Here is a 21505-nt window from a genome sequence, read left to right as displayed (position 1 = left end):
ATTATCTAATTAAATTAGGTTCTTCTACGTCTTCTAACAACGCATATTTTTTTATCCAGCCAATAACTTCGTCTATTCCTTCAGTAGATCTAAGGTTAGAAAATACAAATGGAGCCCCTTTTCTCATTCTTCGAGCATCAGTTTCCATGACTTCTAAGCTTGCGCCAACATAAGGGGCTAAGTCAATTTTATTAATTAAAAGTAAATCTGATCTTGTAATACCGGGACCACCTTTACGCGGAATTTTTTCGCCTTCGGCAACGTCAATTACAAATATGGTCACATCTGCAAGGTCTGGAGAAAATGTAGCAGAGAGATTATCGCCACCACTTTCGATTAAAATTAATTCGATATCTGGAAAACGAGATACTAATTCGTCCACCGCTTCAAGGTTCATACTAGCATCTTCGCGTATCGCAGTGTGCGGGCAACCTCCAGTTTCAACACCAATTATTTTTTCTTTAGGTAACAAACTATTTTTGACCATATACTCGGCATCTTCTTTTGTGTAGATGTCGTTCGTGATAACGCCCATGTTGTAATCATTAAGCATTTTACGGCTTAAACGTTCTAATAAAGCCGTTTTACCAGACCCTACTGGACCTGCAACACCTATTTTAACATATTTTCTTGTTTCCATTTTTTTTATTTTTTTATGACATGTATAATCTTGAGTAGAGTCTTTCGTGTTGCATACACCGAATATCAAAAGCGATATTACACAGCCCTACAAGTTCTCTATCAATTGTTATTGTTTCTTTTGCTAATTGTTTAATTAAAGGTTGTAATTCAAAAAGGATATCTTGTCCGTCTAATTGACCAAGCGGAACTAGTTTTACTGAATTGGTAATCATTCCAATCGCTGCGTTGTAATAAAATGCAAATAAGGCTTCGGCCAACGGAATTTCGAGCAATTGTGCATACATCCCAAAAGCAATGCAATAATGTGCAGTCGCTTCTTTTGTATTAATCGCATTTTCATAATCGGTTATAATTTCAAATGCTTTTTGTCTGCGGAAAATTTTAATTAATCGAATCCCTAATTTCTGACTCGCTTCTCTTATTTCTCTTGGACTTTTTAAAGCGCTACATTCCTGATCCAGTTTAATAATTGTTGGTAGATCTCCAGCTGCAGTTGCTTCATAGGCTAATTTCATAAAGCAAGCATCGTTGTATTTTATGTTGTACGTCAACATATTAGTCACAAATAACTTTGCCGAATCTCTACTGTTGACATTCTCATCCTGAATATAGGTTTCTAGTCCATTAGAGTGAGAGTAGCCACCAATAGGTAATGTTGGATCAGCCAAATGCAATAAACTTCCTAAATAGGTGATGGTGTTTTCCATATTATTCATTTGATGAAGCGATATTTAAAATTTTGGTAAACAAAGAACTGCTGCCATGACCATGTGGTGCTACATTTGATTTCAATACATGCAACAACTGAAGCTCTTGTTTCTCCGGTTTATAGCCACTGGCTTCTAACCATCGAAACATGGGCATTTCAAAAGGCATCATAATTTTATCGTCTTGGATAAAAAGAGGTAAATGCTTATTGCCAATTTCGTAGCAGATAGTTCCCATTTCAAGCAGTGATACAGGAATCATTACAATAGCTTCACAAGGTTTGATATGCACTAATACTACTTTTTTGTCATCTTGGTATAAAATGTCATCTTGATGTAAACGCTGTCCTTCCTGAGTAAACTTAATTGCGATTTCCATACCTGAATTAGTATGTCTGCGCTGGATTCTTTTAGTAGCTTCAAACCATTCTATTTCTAGAATATCAACCACAAGACCATCACAAGCGTTTGTCGCTTTGTTTCCTACTATTTGGTGTATAATCATTATATTTTCTTTTTAAGAGAGAAGTTTTTAGACACACCAATACCTAACGTTGACCCATTTACCCCGGCTACAAGCGTACGATCACTTGTTTTGTTAAGGTCGTCTCCTTTAGTTTGTTGAAAAGATAATTCACAAAACTTAGCTTTTAGTGCCCATCCGTTTCCTAGTAAAACGCTCGCAATAGGATATATTCTAGTTAGATAACCGTTATAACCATAACCAGTAGGGAGGTTCATATTGCTATTTCCCCATACATAATGCGCATCTACCTGTGCGATAATTACAAAGTGATCACCTATTTTCCATGAATCACTATAAAAAGGACCTACTTCATATTTAGTGCTAGTCAAGTTGCCTAAACCGTTTTTCTCTTTATCAAAGGCAACATTCATTCCTGCTACGACGTGATCGTTAAAGAAATAGCCAAGTCCAAGTGGGTTTGCACCAAAACTGCTGCCGTTATTATTATTTTCTTTATAGTTTAAGGAACCGTATGCCATTAAGGAGCCTTTTTGAGCATACGTATTAGAAAAAGTTAGGCACATAGTGATAAAAGTTAGCGCTACAATACTTTTTAATTTATTCATAAGTTTTATTTTATATTGTTTTTGAAGAAATTTTTGAATCTCACTAGGACAACCGAAGCTGTCCCGTGAAATTCAAAAATGTTACTCTCTAAAATAAGTAATAAAGTTGAGCTAATGGAAGCGTATCAACTGGCGGACAAGTAATTTTCTCTCCTTCAATCGTTACGGTATAGTTCTCAGGATTAACAATGATTTCTGGCGTAGCATCATTATGAATCATATCTTTTTTACCAATATTTCTACAGTTAGAAACCGCTAAAAGGGTTTTTTCTAAACCGTATTCTGTTGCAATATCATTGTCAATAGCTGCTTGAGACACAAATGTAAAAGCGGTTCTTGTTAAAGCTTTTCCATAACCACCAAACATATTACGCATAATAATAGGCTGCGGAGTAGGAATTGAAGCATTAGCATCTCCCATTTTACTAGCTGCAATAAAACCACCTTTGATAATCATTTCTGGTTTTACACCAAATAAAGCTGGTTTCCAAATCACTAAATCAGCAATTTTTCCTACCTCAATAGATCCAACGTAATTTGAGATTCCGTGGGCAATTGCAGGATTAATCGTGTATTTAGAAATATATCTTTTAGCACGATAATTATCATTTTGATTTGCTTCATCTTCTGCTAAGTGGCCTTTTTGTTTTCTCATTTTATCAGCAGTTTGCCAAGTACGAGTGATTACTTCACCCACACGACCCATCGCTTGAGAATCGGAACTCATTATGCTAAAGACACCCATATCTTGAAGAACATCTTCAGCTGCTATAGTTTCTGGACGAATACGAGAATCAGCAAAAGCAACATCTTCAGGAATTTTTGGACTTAAATGGTGACAAACCATCAACATGTCTAAGTGCTCATCAATAGTATTTGTAGTATATGGACGGGTAGGGTTTGTAGAAGCAGGCAAAACATTTGGATACATTGCTGCTTTGATAATGTCAGGAGCGTGTCCACCACCAGCACCTTCAGTGTGAAACGTATGGATAACACGCCCAGCAATAGCGTTCATAGTATCTTCAAGAAAACCAGCTTCGTTTAAAGTATCCGTATGTATAGCAACTTGCACGTCATATTTGTCTGCAACATTTAGAGATGCATTAATAACCGCTGGAGTTGCGCCCCAATCTTCGTGAATTTTCACTCCTAGAGCACCAGCTTCAATTTGCTCAGCGATAGGTCCTTCCGTAGCTACATTTCCTTTTCCAAAAAAACCCATATTCATAGGGAAAGCTTCTGCTGCTTGCAGCATCGTTTTGATATTGTGTTTTCCTGGCGAAACAGTAGTAGCATTTGTACCATCTGCAGGGCCCGTTCCTCCACCAATCATGGTAGTAACGCCACTATATAAAGCCGTTTCTACTTGTGTAGGACTAATAAAATGTATATGTGTATCAATACCACCAGCTGTAATAATGTAACCATGTCCTCCATGAACTTCAGTAGAAGCCCCTATAATCATTCCTGGTGTGATGTTATCTGTAATATCTGGATTTCCAGCGCGACCAACCCCTATTATTTTACCATCTTTGATACCTATATCTGCTTTTACAATACCCCAGTGATCAATAATAATAGCTCCTGTAATTACAAAATCAAGTACCCCTTCATGGCGTAAAGCTGTTGAAGATTGACACATTCCATCTCTTACTGTTTTTCCTCCACCAAACTTGGCTTCATCACCATAAGAACAAAAATCTTTTTCAATTTCGATGATAATATCAGTGTCACCAAGGCGTACTTTATCGCCAACTGTTGGTCCAAAAATACTTGTATAATTTTTTCTTGTTACTTTTAAGCTCATGATTTAACGTTTTTAAAGTGACCTAATTCTAGTTTTTCTAGCGCTGCTGCCTTATTTTGTGGAGAGTTATCCCCATTAACCAAGTCGTTATGACCAAAAAGGCGTTGTGCACCTGCGAATGTGGTCAATTCTACTTCCTTTTCTTCACCTGGCTCAAAACGAACTGCCGTACTAGCAATGATATTCAATCGCATTCCGAACGCTTTTTCTCTATCTAATGACATTTTTCTGTTTACTTCAAAAAAATGAAAATGAGAACCTACTTGAATAGGGCGATCTCCCGTATTGGTAACTTTTATTTTTATCGTTTCGCGACCTTCATTACAAATGATATCGCTGTCTTTTAAGAATATTTCTCCTGGAATCATACTATTTTTTTAGAAAATTAACGGATTGGATCATGAACGGTTACTAGTTTTGTTCCATCAGGAAATGTCGCTTCGATTTGAATATCGTGGATCATTTCTGGAACACCTGGCATCACATCTTCTCTACGAAGAAGTGTAGCGCCATATTGCATTAATTCGGCTACTGTTTTTCCATCACGAGCACGCTCTAATAATTCGCTGCTAATCAGGGCAATCGATTCTGGATAATTTAATTTTAAGCCACGGGCTTTTCTTTTTTGAGCTAATTCGCCTGCCGTATGCAGCATCAGCTTCTCAATTTCTCTAGGTGTTAAGTGCATAATTTAATAATTTAAGGATGTAATATGTTGTTTAATTTGAACACTAATTTGGGTTGTGTTTACAAGATTTTTTTTATTGATTAAATATTTGATTTACTCCATTTCAGGGCTAATACATATACTGTTGTTTAAATAATTTCCTTTTTAAATACTGACGTTTAATGTTTTACAAAATGAAGTTTGAATTATTTTGATTTGAATTATTTTTTTAAATTGGATTCTGAAATCGAATAATCTGATACTAAGTGCCAAAGACGTTATCCCAGTAAAGGAAAAATTTAGTGTAAATGGGTAACACGAATAGATTTTTATTTTAAAAAAAGCACAGAGAGGGATTTGCATTAGATGCAAAAAGAAATACTAAAAGGGAGTTGCGTTTTTGGATACAATTTCAATTATAATATCGCAATAGTGATTGTACCAGAAAGCAATCATCTTATTGTAGTCGAATATTTTTTATTTGAAAAAAAATGCCTTTAACACAGCCAAATAGTAGTGAAAAAACTAGAAGTGTATTTGTAAATTATGGAAAAGGATGTATCTAGGAATGTTCCTCACGGGAATCATGTTTCCTAACATGAAGTGTTTACTGTCAAGTCTTGCTGCAAGAGTATCCAAAAAGATACTGCTACTTAAGTTTGCATTCAGTAAGAAATTTGACTTTAAATGTATTAAACCTAGTGAGTCCTCTTCTTTTACATTTTCAGTTACTACTGAATCCGTTTCGGTAGAATCAAGAAAGGGACTTATATGCAAAACAGTGTAATAAGTTGTATCTATGTTGACAATTTCACTAGGACTATTTCCATTATTGTTTTTTGCAATACATTGATTAGGATATAAAAATCCCAATACGAGCGCAAATGGTAACATTAAACGGAAAATTATTTTCATTTTTTGGGTCTTGATAAAAGATTCAGCTCTTTTAACGATGTCAAAGTTATAGTAAAGTAAATAAGTCTGATTAGCACAAATCTTGAATTTTCTGTCATAAAACGGTACTTGTTTTTAGCGTAAAAATATAGCTGTTAAAAAAATCTAAAAATAATATAAGCGCGTATGTCATAAAATTTTAACTAAAATGGAACGACTTAAAGGACTGTTATAAAGGTAGTTATTTAGTTAAAAAGAAATTTAAAAATCGAAAAATCTTAGTTTTGTTTGAAAATTTATGAAAGTATTGCAACAAGCTAGGTGTTTTTTACTTTAGTTTTGGCGCCGAATAAATCGAGTATTTTATTTTATAATGAAAATACAATAGAATAACCCGCCTTATAAACATTCTAAAATTTATTAAAAATGAGTTCAATTAACGTTAATTCAGTACTAGCAAGAAATTCGGAAAATGCTCCAAAAAGTATTGGTCCTTATTCACAAACTGTAGCTTTCTCGCATTACAACAATCTTTCCGCTCAACTACCAATTGATGCTAAAACGGGACAATTAGTTTCAGGTGGCATTAAGGAACAAGCCGAGCAATGTTTTAACAATATTAAAGCAATTGTCCAGAGCATTGATCATCAAATGAGTGATGTGGTTCGAATTTCAGTATTCGTAACCAATATCAAAGATGTAGATGCTGTAGATGCTGTTTTTAAAACATTTTTTTCTACGTACGTTCCTACAAGAACTACAGTTGCCGTTGCCGCTTTGCCTATGAATGCATTAGTACAAGTTGAGGCACTTGTCTCGCACGGTGAGGGTACGATTCCTAACGCTCCACAATCAGGAGATCTTATTAAACTCACAAATAATACAGCAAATGCACCCGTGAATACGCTTTCTGCACAGGCTGTAGCTTTTTCTCATTATAACAATCTTTCAGCGCAATTGCCTATCGATCCTAAATCGGGGAGAGTTGTAGCTGGCGGTGTAAAAGAGCAAACAGCACAATGTTTAAAAAATATTAAGTCAATTTTAGAAAGTATTGATGTTCCTTTTGATGATATTGTCAAAATTAATATTTTCCTTAAAAATTTATCTGATATTGAAGCAGTTAATCAAGTATATTCGACATTTTTTCCAGATTCAGCAATCGCTAGAGCCGTAGCTTATGTCCCAGCACGAACAACAATTGCCGCATCAGCTTTGCTAATGGATGCTTTAGTACAAATTGAAGCTGTTGTTTCCCATGGTGATGGAACTCCTCCGCAAGCTGTAGAACACCGACACGGAATTGTAATTTGGGCAAAAAACACTGAAAACGCTCCAAAATGCAATCTATCTACACAAACAGTGGCGTTTTCTCATTACAATCATCTTTCAGCTCAATTACCTTTAAACCTTGATTTAGAATTAGTATCAGGCGGTGCAAAAGAGCAGGCTGAACAGTGCTTGAAAAACATTAAGGCAATCCTCCAGAGTATCGATCATGTAATGGAAGATGTAGTTAAAGTTAATATTTTTCTTAAAGACATTGAAGATATCACTGCGGTAGATGAAGCATACAAAATATTCTTCCCAGAAGGTATTCCTGCAAGAAGAACAGTTGGTGTTTCAGAATTACCTCACGATGCTTTAATTCAAATCGATGTAGTTGTAGCAAATGCAGAAGGAACAGCTCCAAAAGTGTAATAGAGATTTGGCAGAAAATAAAGTACAAACAAAAGTTTTTTGTAAAAAATCAAGAATGAGTTGTAAATCGAACGATTCTGCCACTTTAAAAAATGTCTCAACTAAAAATTGAGACATTTTTTTTGCAAAAAGCGGTTGTCAGAAGTTCCTAAACACTAAGTCTAGGTACAAATATATTTTTTTGCTTAAACATGTAATTTTATGCTTTAAAATCAATCCTTAAATCGTAGATTTTTAGCTATGTAATAGAATATGTAACTCACTGAAAAAAATAATAAGAATGAAATAACTAGAATATAAAATTGAACTAAGAGGGCAAACAAAGACGCTTTTTAGCGAATTAAAATTAGTGGTTTAAATATTCAATGTAAAAGATTATTTTGAATGTCTAATTAAGTGATACTCACTTTTTTTTTGGCGATGGATTCGGTAGTATTGTTTTTTGGGTGAATTTATAAAAAGAACAATATTGATCGATATTAAGAAGAACACTAATTCCAATTTTTTATACAAAGTGTAATATATATCCAATTAGTGAACCGCCAATAACTATAAAAGCACTATTAATTTTTCGGTAATTAAACGTTATAATTAAACTAAGTATTGCAATTAGAATTGTTTTCCAATCTATAATAGTTTCCTTTCCCATTTCTAAACAAATAGAAATAATAATTGCGATTGAAGCAACATTTACTGCGTCTAAAAAGGAAGCAAACACATTAGAATTACGCATTTTTTTTACTAATGGATTTAATAAAGCTACAAAAATAAATGATGGTAAAAATATGGCAATTGTTGAAATTAAAGCTCCAGATAAATCGTTAATCTGATAACCAATAAAAGTTACTGATGAAAAAACTGGTCCTGGTGTAAATTGTCCTACAGCAATTGCATCAATTAATTGTGTCCTTGTCAAAAGTCCTGTAGCAACTAATTCTGCATCAAGAAATGCAAAAAGAACGTAACCGCTTCCGTATAAAATTGCTCCAATTTTTAAAAAAACTAAAAATAAATTGAAGTTGGTTACAGAGATGAGGTTGGTGTTTGAAAATTGAAAAAGAGTTAGAGGAATATAAACGCTTATACTTTTATTTGTATTATTTTTTAAAAAATAAAGAACCAACGCAATTATTCCAGCACCAAACATTAACATTATTTCATTATATTTTAAAAGAGAAAGTAATAGCACTAAAACACCTATAAGTGCTAGTTGAACTGATTTTAATGATTTTTTTGCCAATGGAAAAATGGCAGATAGAATTATAGCTATAATGGCGGGTTTTATACCATATAAAAAAGGTTTTATTTCCGGGATTTGTCCATAATCTTTATACAACCAAGCAAAAAATAAGGTGATTAGTACAGCCGGAAAAATAAAACAAAATCCAGCAACAATTAATCCTTTCCAACCTCCTTTTTCATGACCAATATGAATAGCCATTTCTGTACTATTAGGACCTGGTATCAAATTTGTAGCTCCGATTAAGTCAAGAAAATGTTGTTCAGTAAGCCATTTTTTTTTAACAACTACTTCGTCTTGCATCATTGCTATGTGTGCCGCTGGACCACCAAAACCAATAATACCAAGTTTTAAAAATAATTTTGCAATTTCTTTTAAATTATTCTTTTCTTCCATTGTGATTTAATTTCTTATCAAGCGACCATTTTCCTGCACCTTCAATTAATAGAAAAATACCTCCGAGCAGCATTGCCCAATCTGTTCTACTGCCGTGAAGCATTGCCCATAATCCATCGCTTTTTAAAACAGCGGTTTTTGTTGTTGCGATAGCAACAATCATAATTGTAATTATGGGGATAGTTGCTAAACGAGTAAAAAGTCCAATTAGGATTAATACACCGCAAAAAATTTCAAAAAAACCCACAAAACTTCCTAAAAATTCGGGGAATGGTAAACCAATTTTAACAAACCTTCCTACTCCTAATGTATTAGGAAATAAAAATTTTTGAATTCCTTCTGAAAAAAATACTGTTCCAACCATTAAACGGATTAAAATAGTTGTTTTAGACTCATCTGTAGTCATTGATTTTTTAAGCATAATTAATTTTTTATTTGAAAATCTTGATTGGAGAAAGGTGGCGTCTTAGGAATTATTATCACATTATATTCGTGATTTGTAGCTTGATGACAAGCATTACAAGAGTTAGTGAGACTGATATAGTTTTTTTGAAACATTCCTTTGTTCTTTTTTAAAATAGCATTATTCAAACTATCCATAGCTAAATTTAGCATTCCAATTGATTTGGTTTCAGTTCTGTCAGAACAGTATTTTTGAATTCCTTCCAAATTTTCTTTAATTTCATTCATTTCAAAATCAGCTAATTTCCAATTTTTGTGCTCTCCAGCAAACCATAGTTTAGCGTGATGAATTTGAATATTTCCCATAAATTCGCCAAATCCAGGTTTATAGCTTTCAGAAAGTTTATTCTCCAAACTGTCAATTTGAGTTTGTAAATTTTCAGATTTTTCAGATTTTTGACCACAACCCAACATAGTTAATGTAAGCAGTATAATTACGGTTTTTCGCATCTTTTTTTTTGTAAAAATAAACAACAAACAAATAACTTTGTGGTTTATTTGAAAAATGAATGGTTTTTACTGGATCGTTGAACGAAAAACACTTGGAGGCTTACTCGCGTATCTTTTAAAATATTTTGTAAAATGGGAGTTATCCTTAAAGTCTAAAGAATATGAAATTTCAGTAATTGTTAGGTCGGTATAAAGTAATAGACGTTTAGCTTCACTAATTATAAATTCAGAAATTACCTCAGAGGCTGACTGGTTGTTTTCTCTTCTACAAACGGCATTAAGATTTTGGGGAGTAGTATTAAGCAAATTTGCATAGTAGGCTACTTTATTTACCAATTTTTTCTGTAGACCAAGAAGTTCTCTGAATTGTTCAAAGAGGTTGTCTTTATGGGGTACTATTAAATTTTCTGGTTTTTCTGATTGAAGTAACTTGGCTAATAAAGCTTTTGTTAAACCCTCTATTATTGCATCGTTTTTACTTTCTTGATATTCTCTACATAGAAGTTCAAATAATTGTTCAATAGTCTTTTTTTCATTTGGGTATAGACAAGTGTATGCGCTTATTTTAGAAATTAATTGCTTTATTTCTTTGTCTAAGCTGTTATCAATAAATTCTTTTTTAATGATGATTACAAAACCAGATGGTTCAGATTCAATATTCCAAAAATGGACTTGTTCTTTACGTACAATAAAAATAATTGGAGGTGTTATTGTAAATTCTTGAGTGTCTATAGTATGATTTCCTTTTCCACTTGTAAGATATATAATTTCAAAATAGTTATTGTGTTTGTGAGGCGAAGTTTTGCGTATGTTTTTTCTAAATGGGGAAATTTTAATATTGTCAACTGGTTTTGTTTTATCTTTTATTTCAAGTTTCGAGTTCATTTTATTTTTTATGAATTTACTACTATAAACCTTCCTTATTTTAGGTTTAGTTTTTCAAATTAGATTGGTAATTACTATCCTTAATGATTAATATAAAAAAGTAAAAGTAATATTTTTTATAGCATCGTCTGCAGATTTCGTAGTAGCTTCCATTTGATTGAATATACAATTGTATCTCATTTCTAAAGTTATCGGAAATGCATACTTAATATGATTTTGTCACAATGGTCTAAGAGATCTTATATAATCGAGACTGGTCGTTTGATACTGAATATAAACCATTTGGATAATAGAGAGTTTTGTTTGACTAAATTGTTATTAGTAGCTTAGCACTAGTTTATATTTCATAAGTTAATCTAAGTATTAACGTGCGTCAGAAGTAATTTTATAATGTAAAATTCTATCCTTTTAATAATGAAAAAAAAGCTGTCCAATAATACTGGACAGCTCTTATTATTACTTGAACTGTTGAATTCCTGATTTCAACCATTGTTCGTATTGATCAACATCTGGCATATATCCGACGGCTTTGTTTAAGCTATTTTCATCGGTATCTAATATTATATAATACGGCTGCGCATTTGCTTTATAACGAGTAATTGGATATGCAAATAAAACCTGCAGTATAAGTTAAGCTACATTTTTGTAATTAATTTGATTGTTAAATTCTTCAATAGTTGCATAATTCAAAGCAGAGTGTCTCCTTTTTCTGTTGTACCAAATTTCAATGTATTCAAAGATTTCTAGTTTCATTTGTTCTTTAGAAATCAGTTTGTTCCCATAAATCAATTCGGTTTTCAAAGATTTGAAGAAGCTTTCCGCCACAGCATTATCCCAGCAATTTTCTTTACGACTCATACTGCGGGTTATTTTTTTATAGGAATCAAGAACATTTACAAACTTTTTACTAGCATATTGGACACCTCGGTCAGAATGAAAAATCAAACCTTCATCGATATCTCGGTTTTTAACCGCCATTTTCCATGCTCCAAGCGTAGTTTCTTCTGTACTCATTGCGTCACTCAAACTCCAACCAATAATTTTTCTGTCGTATAAATCCATAATAGTGGTCAGGTATACAAACCCCTCTTTAGTTTGGATATAAGTAATATCCGAAACCCAAACTTTTGAAGGCATTTTTACAATAAACTCTCTATTTAATACATTTTCGACAACTAAATAATTATGATTTGAGTTGGTTGTAACTTTGAACTTTTTGCTTAATTTGCTTCTTAAGCCAAGTTCCTTCATATATTTTGCAACTGTAATTCGTGAAACTTTATAACCTAAATACCGTAATTCCAATGTTATTCTAGGACTTCCATATCTTTGTTTCGCTGCAAAATAAATCAATGTTATCTGTTCTTTTATGATAATTTTTAGTTGTCGTCTTGCTGTAATTACTTGTTTCTTCCATCGGTAATAACTTCCACTACTCACTTGTAGAACTTTGCACATTTTTTCAATCGGAAATACTTGTTCATTGTTTTTAATGAAACTATAAATCATCGACCGCTCTTGGAAAAAATGCCGATTGCTTTTTTTAATATATCACGTTCTAACTCGGCATCTTTGAGTCTTTTCTCCAGTTCGTGGATTTTTTCTTGCTCGGGAGTGAGTTTTAAATTTCCTTTCCCAGGAAAACTTCCTTCTCCAAACTCCTCGTACTCTTTGCGCCATTTATACAACTGTGGAGCTGTGACTCCTAACTCTCTGGCGAGTTCCGATACATTTGTTCTCTCATAACTCAATTGAACGGCTTTTTCTTTAAAAGCTTTGTCATAAATTTTGCGGACTTCTTTCATAGGCTAAAATTAAGATTATTTCTTAACTTTATGTGATGGCTAAGTTAGCATGTCCACTATTTTAAAAAATTACCAATAGCAATTATATCATGCGTTAAGACAAAAAGAGAAACGAGCAAATTGCTTCACAAATTCATTTTATAGGGCAGTTTTAAAATCTTTAAAAATTTATCTGTTTTAATAGTTTTCGCACGCTTACAGCCTATGATAAGTAAAGTTTCATGATAAAACTTTCTTGAACTGTTTTACAACGGGTTTCTTTTAAATAACTGTTAAGTAGCATCGCTTATTAATTCTCAATTATAACAAAATGTTATATGTCACTTACTACTTGACTGTCAATTATTGCTTTTGATGTAAAATAGCCTAACAAAGTATACTCACGAATAGTAGTCAAAAATTTATACAAATGATAAGTTGCTTTTAACTCTTCTGATACATTCTGATTACCTAACATTTCAAAAATTATTTTTTGTTCTTTATGTGAAATATCAAAATAAGTTTTAATCATTAATGAATAATCTTCCCTATTTCCTTCCGTTGAAATCTTATCAGTAATTTTTTCAAATTTTTTTCTAAATTCTTCAATACCCAATCTAATTTCTTTCTGATTTACTTCTCTTAATACATATTTGCACATTTTATCAACGAATTGAGAGACATTGAGCTCTTTAGCTCCTATACTCGATGAAATAGGAAGTATAATATCTACTAATGATTCAACAATGTACATGTCAGCTGCATCAAAGAATTCACCCTTTATTTTTTTTTGATCAGTACTACATGCATTAAAAAGACTCAAAACTGTTGATCCTGAAACTACCAAACCTAATAACAACGCTATGTTCTTGACAGCTATTCTTCTATCCATATTTAAAAATTACTTTTCCTTAATTGCTTAACAGCGTGATCTACTGCTCTTGCCGTTAAAGCCATATAAGTTAAAGAGGGATTTTGAGTCCCTGATGAAGTCATGCAGGCGCCATCCGTTACATAGACATTTTTTACTGCATGAATTTGATTGAATTTATTCAATACAGAAGTACTAGGATTGTACCCCATTCTAGCTGTTCCCATTTCATGTATTGCATGTCCTAAATAGAAATCTGTGTCAAAACCTTTTACGTTTACAAATCCTGCTTCATTTAACATCTGAATGGCTTCTTTTTGTATATCTTTCCGCATTTCGACTTCATTTTCTTTAAAATCAGCATCAAAAGTAACTGTTGGCAGCCCCCATTGATCTTTTTTACTGTAATCAAGCGTCATTTTATTATCATGATACGGTAAACACTCGCCAAATCCAGTAAGTCCAATACTCCATGGTCCAGGTTTTAAAAGACGATCCTTCAATTCTTTTCCATAACTCATTTCTTTTATAGCGTCGCGCCAGTCTTTTCTACTTGCACTTCCTTGAAACGAATAGCCTCTCAAAAAACTCGATCTATTATTCTTTCCTTCTAGATTTGTAAATCGTGGAATATGAAAACTAGCTGGTCGATTATCGATATAAGGTACATTTTCAAAATTAGAGGTTGTGCCCGTAGCACCAACTCTAAATTGATGATCCATTAAATTATGACCTAATTCTCCACTATCATTACCCATTCCATTAGGAAACCTATCTGATTTAGAGTTTAATAATATACTTGTCGTGCCTATTGTAGAAGCACAGCAGAAAATTACTTTGGCGGAAAATATTAGTATTTCATGAGTTTGCTCATCAATGATCTTTACACCTGATGCCTTTTTACTTGAAGCATCATAAAGGATCTCACATACTATAGAGTGAGGTCTTAAAACAAGATTACCTGTCCGATCTGCAGCAGGTAAAGTCGAAGAATTGCTACTAAAATACCCACCTAAAGGGCAGCCACGAGAGCATTTGTTTCTATAAGCGCAATTTATTCTACCAATATGATTTGATTCTCCAGTCAGATTAGCGAATCTACCAATTGTTAAATATCTATTTTTATATTTCTTAGCAATTTGATTTTGAAAATATTTTTCGACTTCATTTAATTCCATTGCCGTTGAAAAGTATCCGTCTGGTAAATGCGGTAATCCCAAATTCTCACCAGAAACTCCAATAAACTTCTCCACTTTTGTGTACCAAGGAGCAATATCTTTATAGCGAATTGGCCAATCAATAGCGACATTTTCTTTTTTATTAGCCTCAAAATCCAAATCACTCATTCTTAAGGCTTGTCTACCCCAAGTAAGTGAGCGGCCCCCAACATGATATCCCCTTATCCAATCAAATCTTTTATTTTCATTATAGGGGTGGTCTATATCGTTAACAAACCAATGTTTTGTGGTTTCTTTAGTGACAAAACCGGTTCGGCTTTGTGTTTTTTGCTTAGCTGTATCATTAGCGGAAGTTTTTCCACGATATTCAAAATCCCAAATATCCTTATTTGCAGTTGGATAATCACCATGGTTAACGATTCTACCTCGTTCCAAAACCAAAGTTTTAAGTCCACTTTCACATAATTCTTTCGCCGCCCAGCCTCCTGAAATTCCCGTACCAATTACAATAGCATCATATATCATTTTCAATTGAAAAATATTTAGTAAACATTAGAAATAAATAAATCTTTCACTTTCGAAATCAGCCTAGCAAATATATTAAAATATCAATAATTTACTAATTAAATTATAATTTTAATAAGACTTTCATTTTTACCAGCTTAAAAATTAAAAATGAGGTGGTTAAAGTCTAAAAATAGCGATATTTATCTCTAAATAGTCTTGGATGCCGTGTATAAACAATAACACCGTAAATATTACTAAAAATAATAGAGTCATCATAAAAAATGACTATAATATAACATAATTACCGTTTTTTAACAATAATTATAAAAATAAATTTTAATTGTATTTGTTGTTATTGTTTTTTTTACTAATATTGCTTAATCGTTAAAGCAAAATGAAAAATAAAACATCTTTAAAAGATATAGCCAATGCTGTTGGTGTTTCAATTACACTGGTTTCTTATGTACTTAATGGAAAGGGAGAAAAAAATAGAGTTTCAAAAAATACTGCTAAAAAAATAATCGACGTAGCTAAGAAACTTAATTATTATCCTAATCTCAGTGCGCGTAGTCTAGTAACAAATAAAACAAGAACAATCGGCTTAATTGTAGCTGATATAGCTAACCCGTTTTTCGGGAGCTTAGCAAGATTTATTGAAGATGCAGCATTCTCTAAGGATTATACAGTTATATTTTGCTCTTCTGATGAAAATGTAAATAAATTTGACAGAATTTTAAATTTTTTAACAACTAGACAGGTCGATGGTTTTATAATTGCAGCTCCTGAAGGCTCTGGCGATTTTATAAAAAAATTAGAACGCTTAAAAATTCCGATGGTTTTAATTGATAGATATTTTAAAGAGTTGAAAACAAATTTTGTAGGTATTGACAATTTTCAATCTTCACTTTTAGCCACTAACCATTTGATAAATAATAATTGTAAAAAAATTGGAACTATTTTATATCTGTCTAAGCTTGATCATTATGGAGATAGATATGATGGTTATGTTGAAGCCTTGAATAGAGCGGGATTGATGAATAAAATAGAGCTTGTTAAAAGAATTAACTATGGAAATTTAAATAGAGAAATGGCATTAGCCATCAAAGAGCTCATTAGTTTAAATGTAGATGCAATTTACTTTCATACAAATATATTAGCACAAGAGGGTTTAAAACAAATGATTATTTTAGATAAAAATATTTTACACAAAATAAAGGTGGTTGCATTTGATCAAAATCCAGCTTTCAATTTTTTAGACACTTTTGTTCCATATGTATTGCAGCCGGTAGCAGAAATGGCTAATCAAGCATTGACCATTCTATGTGACCAAATCGATGAGGGTAAAGATTTTAAACTTTTTAAAACTTGTTTACAAACAGAATTAATCACAAAAAGTGCAGACCAATTTGATATTTAAAACTAATTTTTTTTGCAGCTGCTTAAACCTTTAAGTTATTCCATTATTAGATCTTAAAAATAAAATTAACCAACAAATTATAATAGTATGTATGCGAACAATTTAAAGAAACAAGAAAAGAAATTTTCAAACAAAAAACTATTTAGTTTTTTCCTGTTCAGTTTAACATTCCTTACAGGGGTTCATGCTCAAAACACAATTACTGGAAAGGTAACTGAAGTTTCGAGTGTAATGGGCTTACCTGGTGTAAGTGTTTTGATAAAGGATTCTAAAACAAGCGTTACTACTGATTTTGAGGGGAACTATATCATTCAAGTTCCTTCTACCGAATCAATACTGATTTTTAGTTATATCGGATTTAGAAGTGTGGAAGTTACTGTGGGTAGTCAGACTAAAATCGATGCCGTCTTAAGTGAGGACATAAGCAAATTAGACGAAATCATTGTTGTAGGTTATGGAACACAGAGTAAAAGAAATGTTACTGGTGCAATTTCTTCTGTAAATATGGATGCAGCTAATAAGAATTTACCAAATATTAGTGTGACACAATCATTGACAGGTGTATCCGGCGTGCAATTTATTGGTGATGGACGTCCTGGCCAAGCGGGTAGTATATTAATTAGGGGCCAGAATTCGTTGAGCGGTGATAATGAACCATTAATTGTTTTAGATGGTATTATCTTCAATGGAAATCTTAATGCAATCAATCCTCAGGATATAGAGACTATTGATGTTTTAAAGGATGCTAGCTCTGCTGCCATATACGGATCTCGCGCTGCGAATGGAGTGATTTTAATTACATCCAAAAAAGGAAGTACTTCAAAACCGTCTGTCAACGTAAATGTTTTTACAGGAATCTCTGAGCCCTCTAACGTAATTAAAAATTTAGGTCCTGAAGAATATGTGGAAAGAAAATTGGAATGGAGAAAACAAATGGGTTTAGAGGCCGATAGAAATAAGATAGGACAATATTTATCTGCAACTGAATCTCAGAATTATTTAAATGGAAAGACTACTGATGCTTGGGATTTAATCTTGAAATCAGGTTTTACACGCTCAATTGATTTGAATATTTCTGGTAGAACAGAGTTGGTTAATTATTATCTTTCATCATCCTTTAGTGATGACAAAGGGCTAATTTTAAACGATCAAGAAAAACGTTATACTTTTCGATCTAATTTAGAATTTAAATTAGCTGATTGGATAAAAGTAGGTGTAAATGCCATGTTCTCGCAAAGAGATGGATCAGGTAGGGCAGCTTTATTAAAAAATGCATATTGGGGTAGTCCTTACGGAACATATTTCAATGAGGATGGTTCACCAACTCAATATCCAGTTTTATCCGAGCAAGCCAATGTTAATCCTTTATGGGAATCTAATTTAACTTCTAATGAGGATATTTCTGATAATTTATTTAGTAATTTTTACACAGAATTAAATTCTAAATTATTTGGAGGTACAATTTCCTATAGACTTAATTTCTCCCCTAATCTAAGATGGGATCATGAATATAATTATGTTAGACAAGACTTAAATATTAATTTCAATAATACCAATGCTGAAAAATTTAATAGAAGCAGCTACGATTGGTTGTTCGAAAATATTGTTACTTACAAAAAGAAATTTGGATCTGAACATAATTTTGACTTGACATTGCTTTACAGTCGTACTCACACAGATTATGAAACAACTACTGCACGGGCAGATCAATTAAGTGTTGATGGCCTTGGATATAATAATTTAAGCTTAGGATCCATCCTCACAAACAACTCATACGCAGAAGAAACGGAAGGTATTTCTTATATGAGTCGTTTGAATTATCAGTTTAAAAATCGGTATTTATTTACTCTAACTGCTAGAAGAGATGGTAGCTCTGTCTTCTCAACCAATAATAAATACACCGTTTTTCCATCCGCAGCTTTTGCTTGGATTCTCTCTGATGAGTCCTTTTTTAAAGAAAACTCTACTATTAATCTATTAAAGGTAAGATTATCTTATGGAGCTGTTGGAAACCAAGCAATTTCTCCTTATCAATCTTTAAGCCTTTCTGATACTAAGCGATATGTTTTTGGTGATGGCGGAATTAGCAACATTGGTGTAGTAACATCATCATTAGGTAATAATGATTTGAAATGGGAAACAACTTATACGGCAAATGCCGCTTTGGACTTTAAAATGTTTAATAGTAGAATTGGTGGAACTGTAGAATTATATAATAGTAAGACAGAAGATTTACTCGTGAGAAGAAGTATACCAGTAATGGGCGGTTACAAAAGTATATTAACAAATATCGGAGAAGTAAATAATAAGGGGATAGAAGTATTACTGAATACTACAAATATAAAAACCGATAAATTTGAATGGAGCAGCAGTTTAAATTTCTCATATAATAGTAATAAAATAGTTAAATTATTTGGTACTGATTTGAATAATGATGGTAAAGAGGATGACAGTGTTGCTAATAGTTGGTTCATTGGAAAACCTATTAATTCTTTTTACGATTATAAATTTAATGGTATATATCAAGAGGGTGATCAAGATATTCCTAATGGCTCAAAACCTGGTTTTGTTCGTGTAAAAGATATAAATGGTGATGGTAAAATTACTCCTGATGACAGAACTGTTGTAGGATCTGGAAACAATCCTGAATATGTGTTAGGTCTGAGAAACCAATTCCGCTATGGAAATCTTTCATTATCAATTTTTGTAAACTCTTTATTAGGCTGGGAGGCTCCTTTCAATTTATTTAAACCAGGTTCTGTTGATAGGGCGTTTAACACGCTAGATGCAGGATATTGGACACCTGAAAACCGTTCTAACAGTCGACCGGGTCTTACCTATACAGATCCATTGAAAACAAATTTCTACCAAAGTCGTAATTTTTTCAGAATTAGAGATGTTTCTTTAGGATATGAATTTGATAAGGAATCAATACAGAAAATTAAGCTTTCAAGTCTGAGGTTATCGATAAGTGCCAAAAATCTATACACTTTTACAAATTGGCTAGGATCGGATCCAGAAAATGGCACTGGTAGCAAAACTGACGCAATAGATGATAATAACGCATATCCGATGCCAAGAACAATTGCTTTAGGATTGAACATAGGTTTTTAATCAAAATTAACAAACATTAAAAAATAAAATTATGATAACTTTTAAAGCATATTTTAATTACAGAAGAATTTGGATCATATCACCTTTATTAATCTTAGGCTATTTTTCTTCCTGCTCAGATGATAATTTGTTAGAAGAAACTCCTTTGTCATCAGTAAATGACAAGGCTGTTTTAAGTTCTAAGGCTGGCTTTGAAGCATATATTACGGGACTTTTATATAGCGCAAGAGAAGAAATTATACAAGATGATACAAACTATTATGATACAAATTTTGCAGGTACCGATGTGGCTGATTCACCAGGTTTAGAATTTCAAGCTTATAAAAACTGGTCATCTTATCTGACACCAATCGCAGATCCAATAAAGATCAACTGGGAGTGGGCTTATACAAAAATGATTGCCCAGGCAAATACTATCATTATTTATGCTGAAAAGCCAGAGTTAAAGGGTATATGGAAAAATGAAGAAGAAAAGAACGCAATAATTGCTGAAGCTAGATTTTTTAGGGCTTACACATACAATTTTTTAGCTAATCTTTATGGAGGTGTACCAATTGTCGATAAAGTAGAAAGTAGTCCAAAATTTGACTACGTTAGAGCAAGTAGAGAAGAGGTTTATGAATTTGCTAAAAATGATTTAATATTTGCCTCTAAATGGCTTCCCAAAACTGTAAATAAGACTAACGAAGGTAGAATTGTAAAAGCAGCCGCAGATCATTTGTTAACCGAAGTTTATCTGGGACTTAAGCAATATCAAAATGCTATTAATAGTGCTTCTGATGTTATTGATTCAGGTTTGTATCAATTAATGACTAAGCGCTTTGGGGTGAATATGGGCCAACCTGGTGATGTCTATTCAGATCTTTTTACTACCGGAAATCTAAATAGAAGTTCTGGTAATTTAGAATCTATTTATGTTTGGCAGTTTGAATCATTCACTAAAGGAGGAGGAGGTACAAGAGATGGTAACCGATCTATCCGTAATATGGCTCCTTTTCAGGTTAGAATCAAAGATCCAAATGGTTTAACCCAAATAACAACCAATGAACTAAACCGTGGTGTAGGGAGGATAAGGGGTACTAATTATTTAATATATGACATTTGGAAACAGGCTGGTGCAGATATTAGAAATTCTAAGTATAATTTTAGAAGAGAATTTTTTTATAATAATCCAAGCTCAAAATATTTTGGACAGCCGATTTTACCTGTAAATATTGCTGAAGATTCACTCCGAAATTTATATCCTTATCCGAGAAAAGTAGAAGGTACGCCTTGGGAAGGAAAGAATAATAATGGGATGACAGAAGAAGACGTTTACGTGTTTAGGTTGAGCGAAACCTATCTTTTACGTGCTGAAGCGAATTTTTTAAGTGGAAGTTTTCAAAAAGCAGCTGATGATATTAATTTAATCAGACAACGATCTAATGCATCTCTAATTTCATCTAGCGATGTCTCTTTGGACTACATTTTAGATGAGCGTGCTAGAGAATTAATGTATGAAGAAAGAAGGCGTAAAACATTAACTCGGATGGGTGTTCTAGTTGAGCGTGTTCGCAAATATGGCTTACTAGAAATTACTAGAAGTACAGTTCAAGATCATCATGGACTTTGGCCTATACCTCAAGAAGCTATTGATGCAAATTTTGGAGCAATATTAAAACAGAACCCAGGGTATTAAAATACATTAC

At 32.7% G+C, this 21505-nt stretch carries 19 protein-coding genes; 4 read left to right on the top strand and 15 right to left on the bottom strand.

The features are described 5' to 3' along the window. Position 1 precedes the first annotated feature (1 nt). From ureG to BC961_RS13115, 8 genes are all read right to left on the bottom strand, one after another. A complete protein-coding gene (gene ureG, locus BC961_RS13150; RefSeq protein ID WP_121926312.1) occupies positions 2-640 on the bottom strand; it encodes an urease accessory protein UreG in 639 nt (212 codons plus the stop codon). A 13-nt stretch (positions 641-653) separates the two neighbouring features. Next, the gene (locus BC961_RS13145) at positions 654-1358 is read right to left on the bottom strand and encodes an urease accessory protein UreF (RefSeq protein WP_394345450.1); all 705 of its coding nucleotides are present in this window, start codon (positions 1356-1358) and stop codon (positions 654-656) included. Further along, positions 1351-1854: an urease accessory protein UreE gene (ureE, locus tag BC961_RS13140; RefSeq protein WP_121926311.1), complete on the bottom strand. Its 504-nt coding sequence runs from the start codon at positions 1852-1854 to the stop codon at positions 1351-1353. Before ureE ends, BC961_RS13145 begins: the two co-directional genes overlap by 8 nt. Further along, on the bottom strand, positions 1854-2441 hold the full coding sequence (locus BC961_RS13135; protein ID WP_121926310.1) for a hypothetical protein: 588 nt from the start codon (positions 2439-2441) through the stop codon (positions 1854-1856). Before BC961_RS13135 ends, ureE begins: the two co-directional genes overlap by 1 nt. 88 nt (positions 2442-2529) lie before the next feature. Next, positions 2530-4251, bottom strand: coding sequence for an urease subunit alpha (gene ureC, locus BC961_RS13130; protein ID WP_121926309.1), 1722 nt, complete (start codon positions 4249-4251; stop codon positions 2530-2532). Then, a complete protein-coding gene (ureB, locus tag BC961_RS13125; RefSeq protein WP_121926308.1) occupies positions 4248-4619 on the bottom strand; it encodes an urease subunit beta in 372 nt (123 codons plus the stop codon). The genes ureC and ureB overlap by 4 nt, the downstream gene beginning before the upstream one ends. Before the next feature lie 17 nt (positions 4620-4636). Next, positions 4637-4939 carry an urease subunit gamma gene (ureA, locus tag BC961_RS13120; RefSeq protein ID WP_121926307.1) on the bottom strand — a complete coding sequence of 101 codons (303 nt, stop codon included), beginning with the start codon at positions 4937-4939 and terminating at the stop codon, positions 4637-4639. Positions 4940-5443: 504 nt separating this feature from the next. After that, entirely contained in the window at positions 5444-5833 is a 390-nt protein-coding gene (locus tag BC961_RS13115) for a hypothetical protein (RefSeq protein WP_121926306.1), read from the bottom strand. Between the two features lie 405 nt (positions 5834-6238). Here BC961_RS13115 and BC961_RS13110 point away from each other — a divergent pair, with 405 nt between their 5' ends. Further along, positions 6239-7513, top strand: a complete 1275-nt coding sequence (locus tag BC961_RS13110; protein WP_121926305.1) for a RidA family protein — start codon at positions 6239-6241, stop codon at positions 7511-7513. A 505-nt stretch (positions 7514-8018) separates the two neighbouring features. Here BC961_RS13110 and chrA read toward each other — a convergent pair. From chrA to BC961_RS13075, 7 genes are all read right to left on the bottom strand, one after another. Then, a complete protein-coding gene (chrA, locus tag BC961_RS13105) occupies positions 8019-9149 on the bottom strand; it encodes a chromate efflux transporter (RefSeq protein ID WP_121926304.1) in 1131 nt (376 codons plus the stop codon). After that, positions 9133-9570 carry a DoxX family protein gene (locus BC961_RS13100; RefSeq protein WP_121926303.1) on the bottom strand — a complete coding sequence of 146 codons (438 nt, stop codon included), beginning with the start codon at positions 9568-9570 and terminating at the stop codon, positions 9133-9135. Before BC961_RS13100 ends, chrA begins: the two co-directional genes overlap by 17 nt. Positions 9571-9572: 2 nt before the next feature. Next, entirely contained in the window at positions 9573-10061 is a 489-nt protein-coding gene (locus BC961_RS13095) for a hypothetical protein (RefSeq protein ID WP_121926302.1), read from the bottom strand. A gap of 66 nt (positions 10062-10127) precedes the next feature. After that, a complete protein-coding gene (locus BC961_RS13090; RefSeq protein ID WP_121926301.1) occupies positions 10128-10946 on the bottom strand; it encodes a helix-turn-helix domain-containing protein in 819 nt (272 codons plus the stop codon). Between the two features lie 630 nt (positions 10947-11576). After that, positions 11577-12751, bottom strand: a protein-coding gene (locus BC961_RS13085) for an IS3 family transposase (RefSeq protein ID WP_245980937.1) whose coding sequence is annotated in 2 segments (ribosomal slippage) — positions 11577-12484 and positions 12484-12751 — 1176 coding nt in all. Because the reading frame shifts where the segments join, the coding sequence is not laid out codon by codon here. A 313-nt stretch (positions 12752-13064) separates the two neighbouring features. Then, the gene (locus BC961_RS13080) at positions 13065-13622 is read right to left on the bottom strand and encodes a gluconate 2-dehydrogenase subunit 3 family protein (protein WP_121926300.1); all 558 of its coding nucleotides are present in this window, start codon (positions 13620-13622) and stop codon (positions 13065-13067) included. A gap of 2 nt (positions 13623-13624) precedes the next feature. Then, complete coding sequence (locus BC961_RS13075; RefSeq protein ID WP_121926299.1) at positions 13625-15304, bottom strand: GMC oxidoreductase; 1680 nt, start codon at positions 15302-15304, stop codon at positions 13625-13627. A 376-nt stretch (positions 15305-15680) separates the two neighbouring features. Here BC961_RS13075 and BC961_RS13070 point away from each other — a divergent pair, with 376 nt between their 5' ends. From BC961_RS13070 to BC961_RS13060, 3 genes are all read left to right on the top strand, one after another. Then, entirely contained in the window at positions 15681-16703 is a 1023-nt protein-coding gene (locus BC961_RS13070) for a LacI family DNA-binding transcriptional regulator (protein WP_121926298.1), read from the top strand. 87 nt (positions 16704-16790) lie between these two features. Further along, positions 16791-19817 (top strand): SusC/RagA family TonB-linked outer membrane protein, encoded by a 3027-nt coding sequence (locus BC961_RS13065; RefSeq protein ID WP_121926297.1) that lies wholly within the window; start codon positions 16791-16793, stop codon positions 19815-19817. A 31-nt stretch (positions 19818-19848) separates the two neighbouring features. After that, positions 19849-21495 (top strand): RagB/SusD family nutrient uptake outer membrane protein, encoded by a 1647-nt coding sequence (locus tag BC961_RS13060; RefSeq protein ID WP_121926296.1) that lies wholly within the window; start codon positions 19849-19851, stop codon positions 21493-21495. Positions 21496-21505: the final 10 nt, after the last annotated feature.

Source organism: Flavobacterium weaverense, from assembly GCF_003688495.1.
Classification (GTDB): domain Bacteria; phylum Bacteroidota; class Bacteroidia; order Flavobacteriales; family Flavobacteriaceae; genus Flavobacterium; species Flavobacterium weaverense.
The sequence above is the reverse complement of the archived record's forward strand: the minus strand, read 5'-3'. Positions and strand labels throughout refer to the sequence as shown.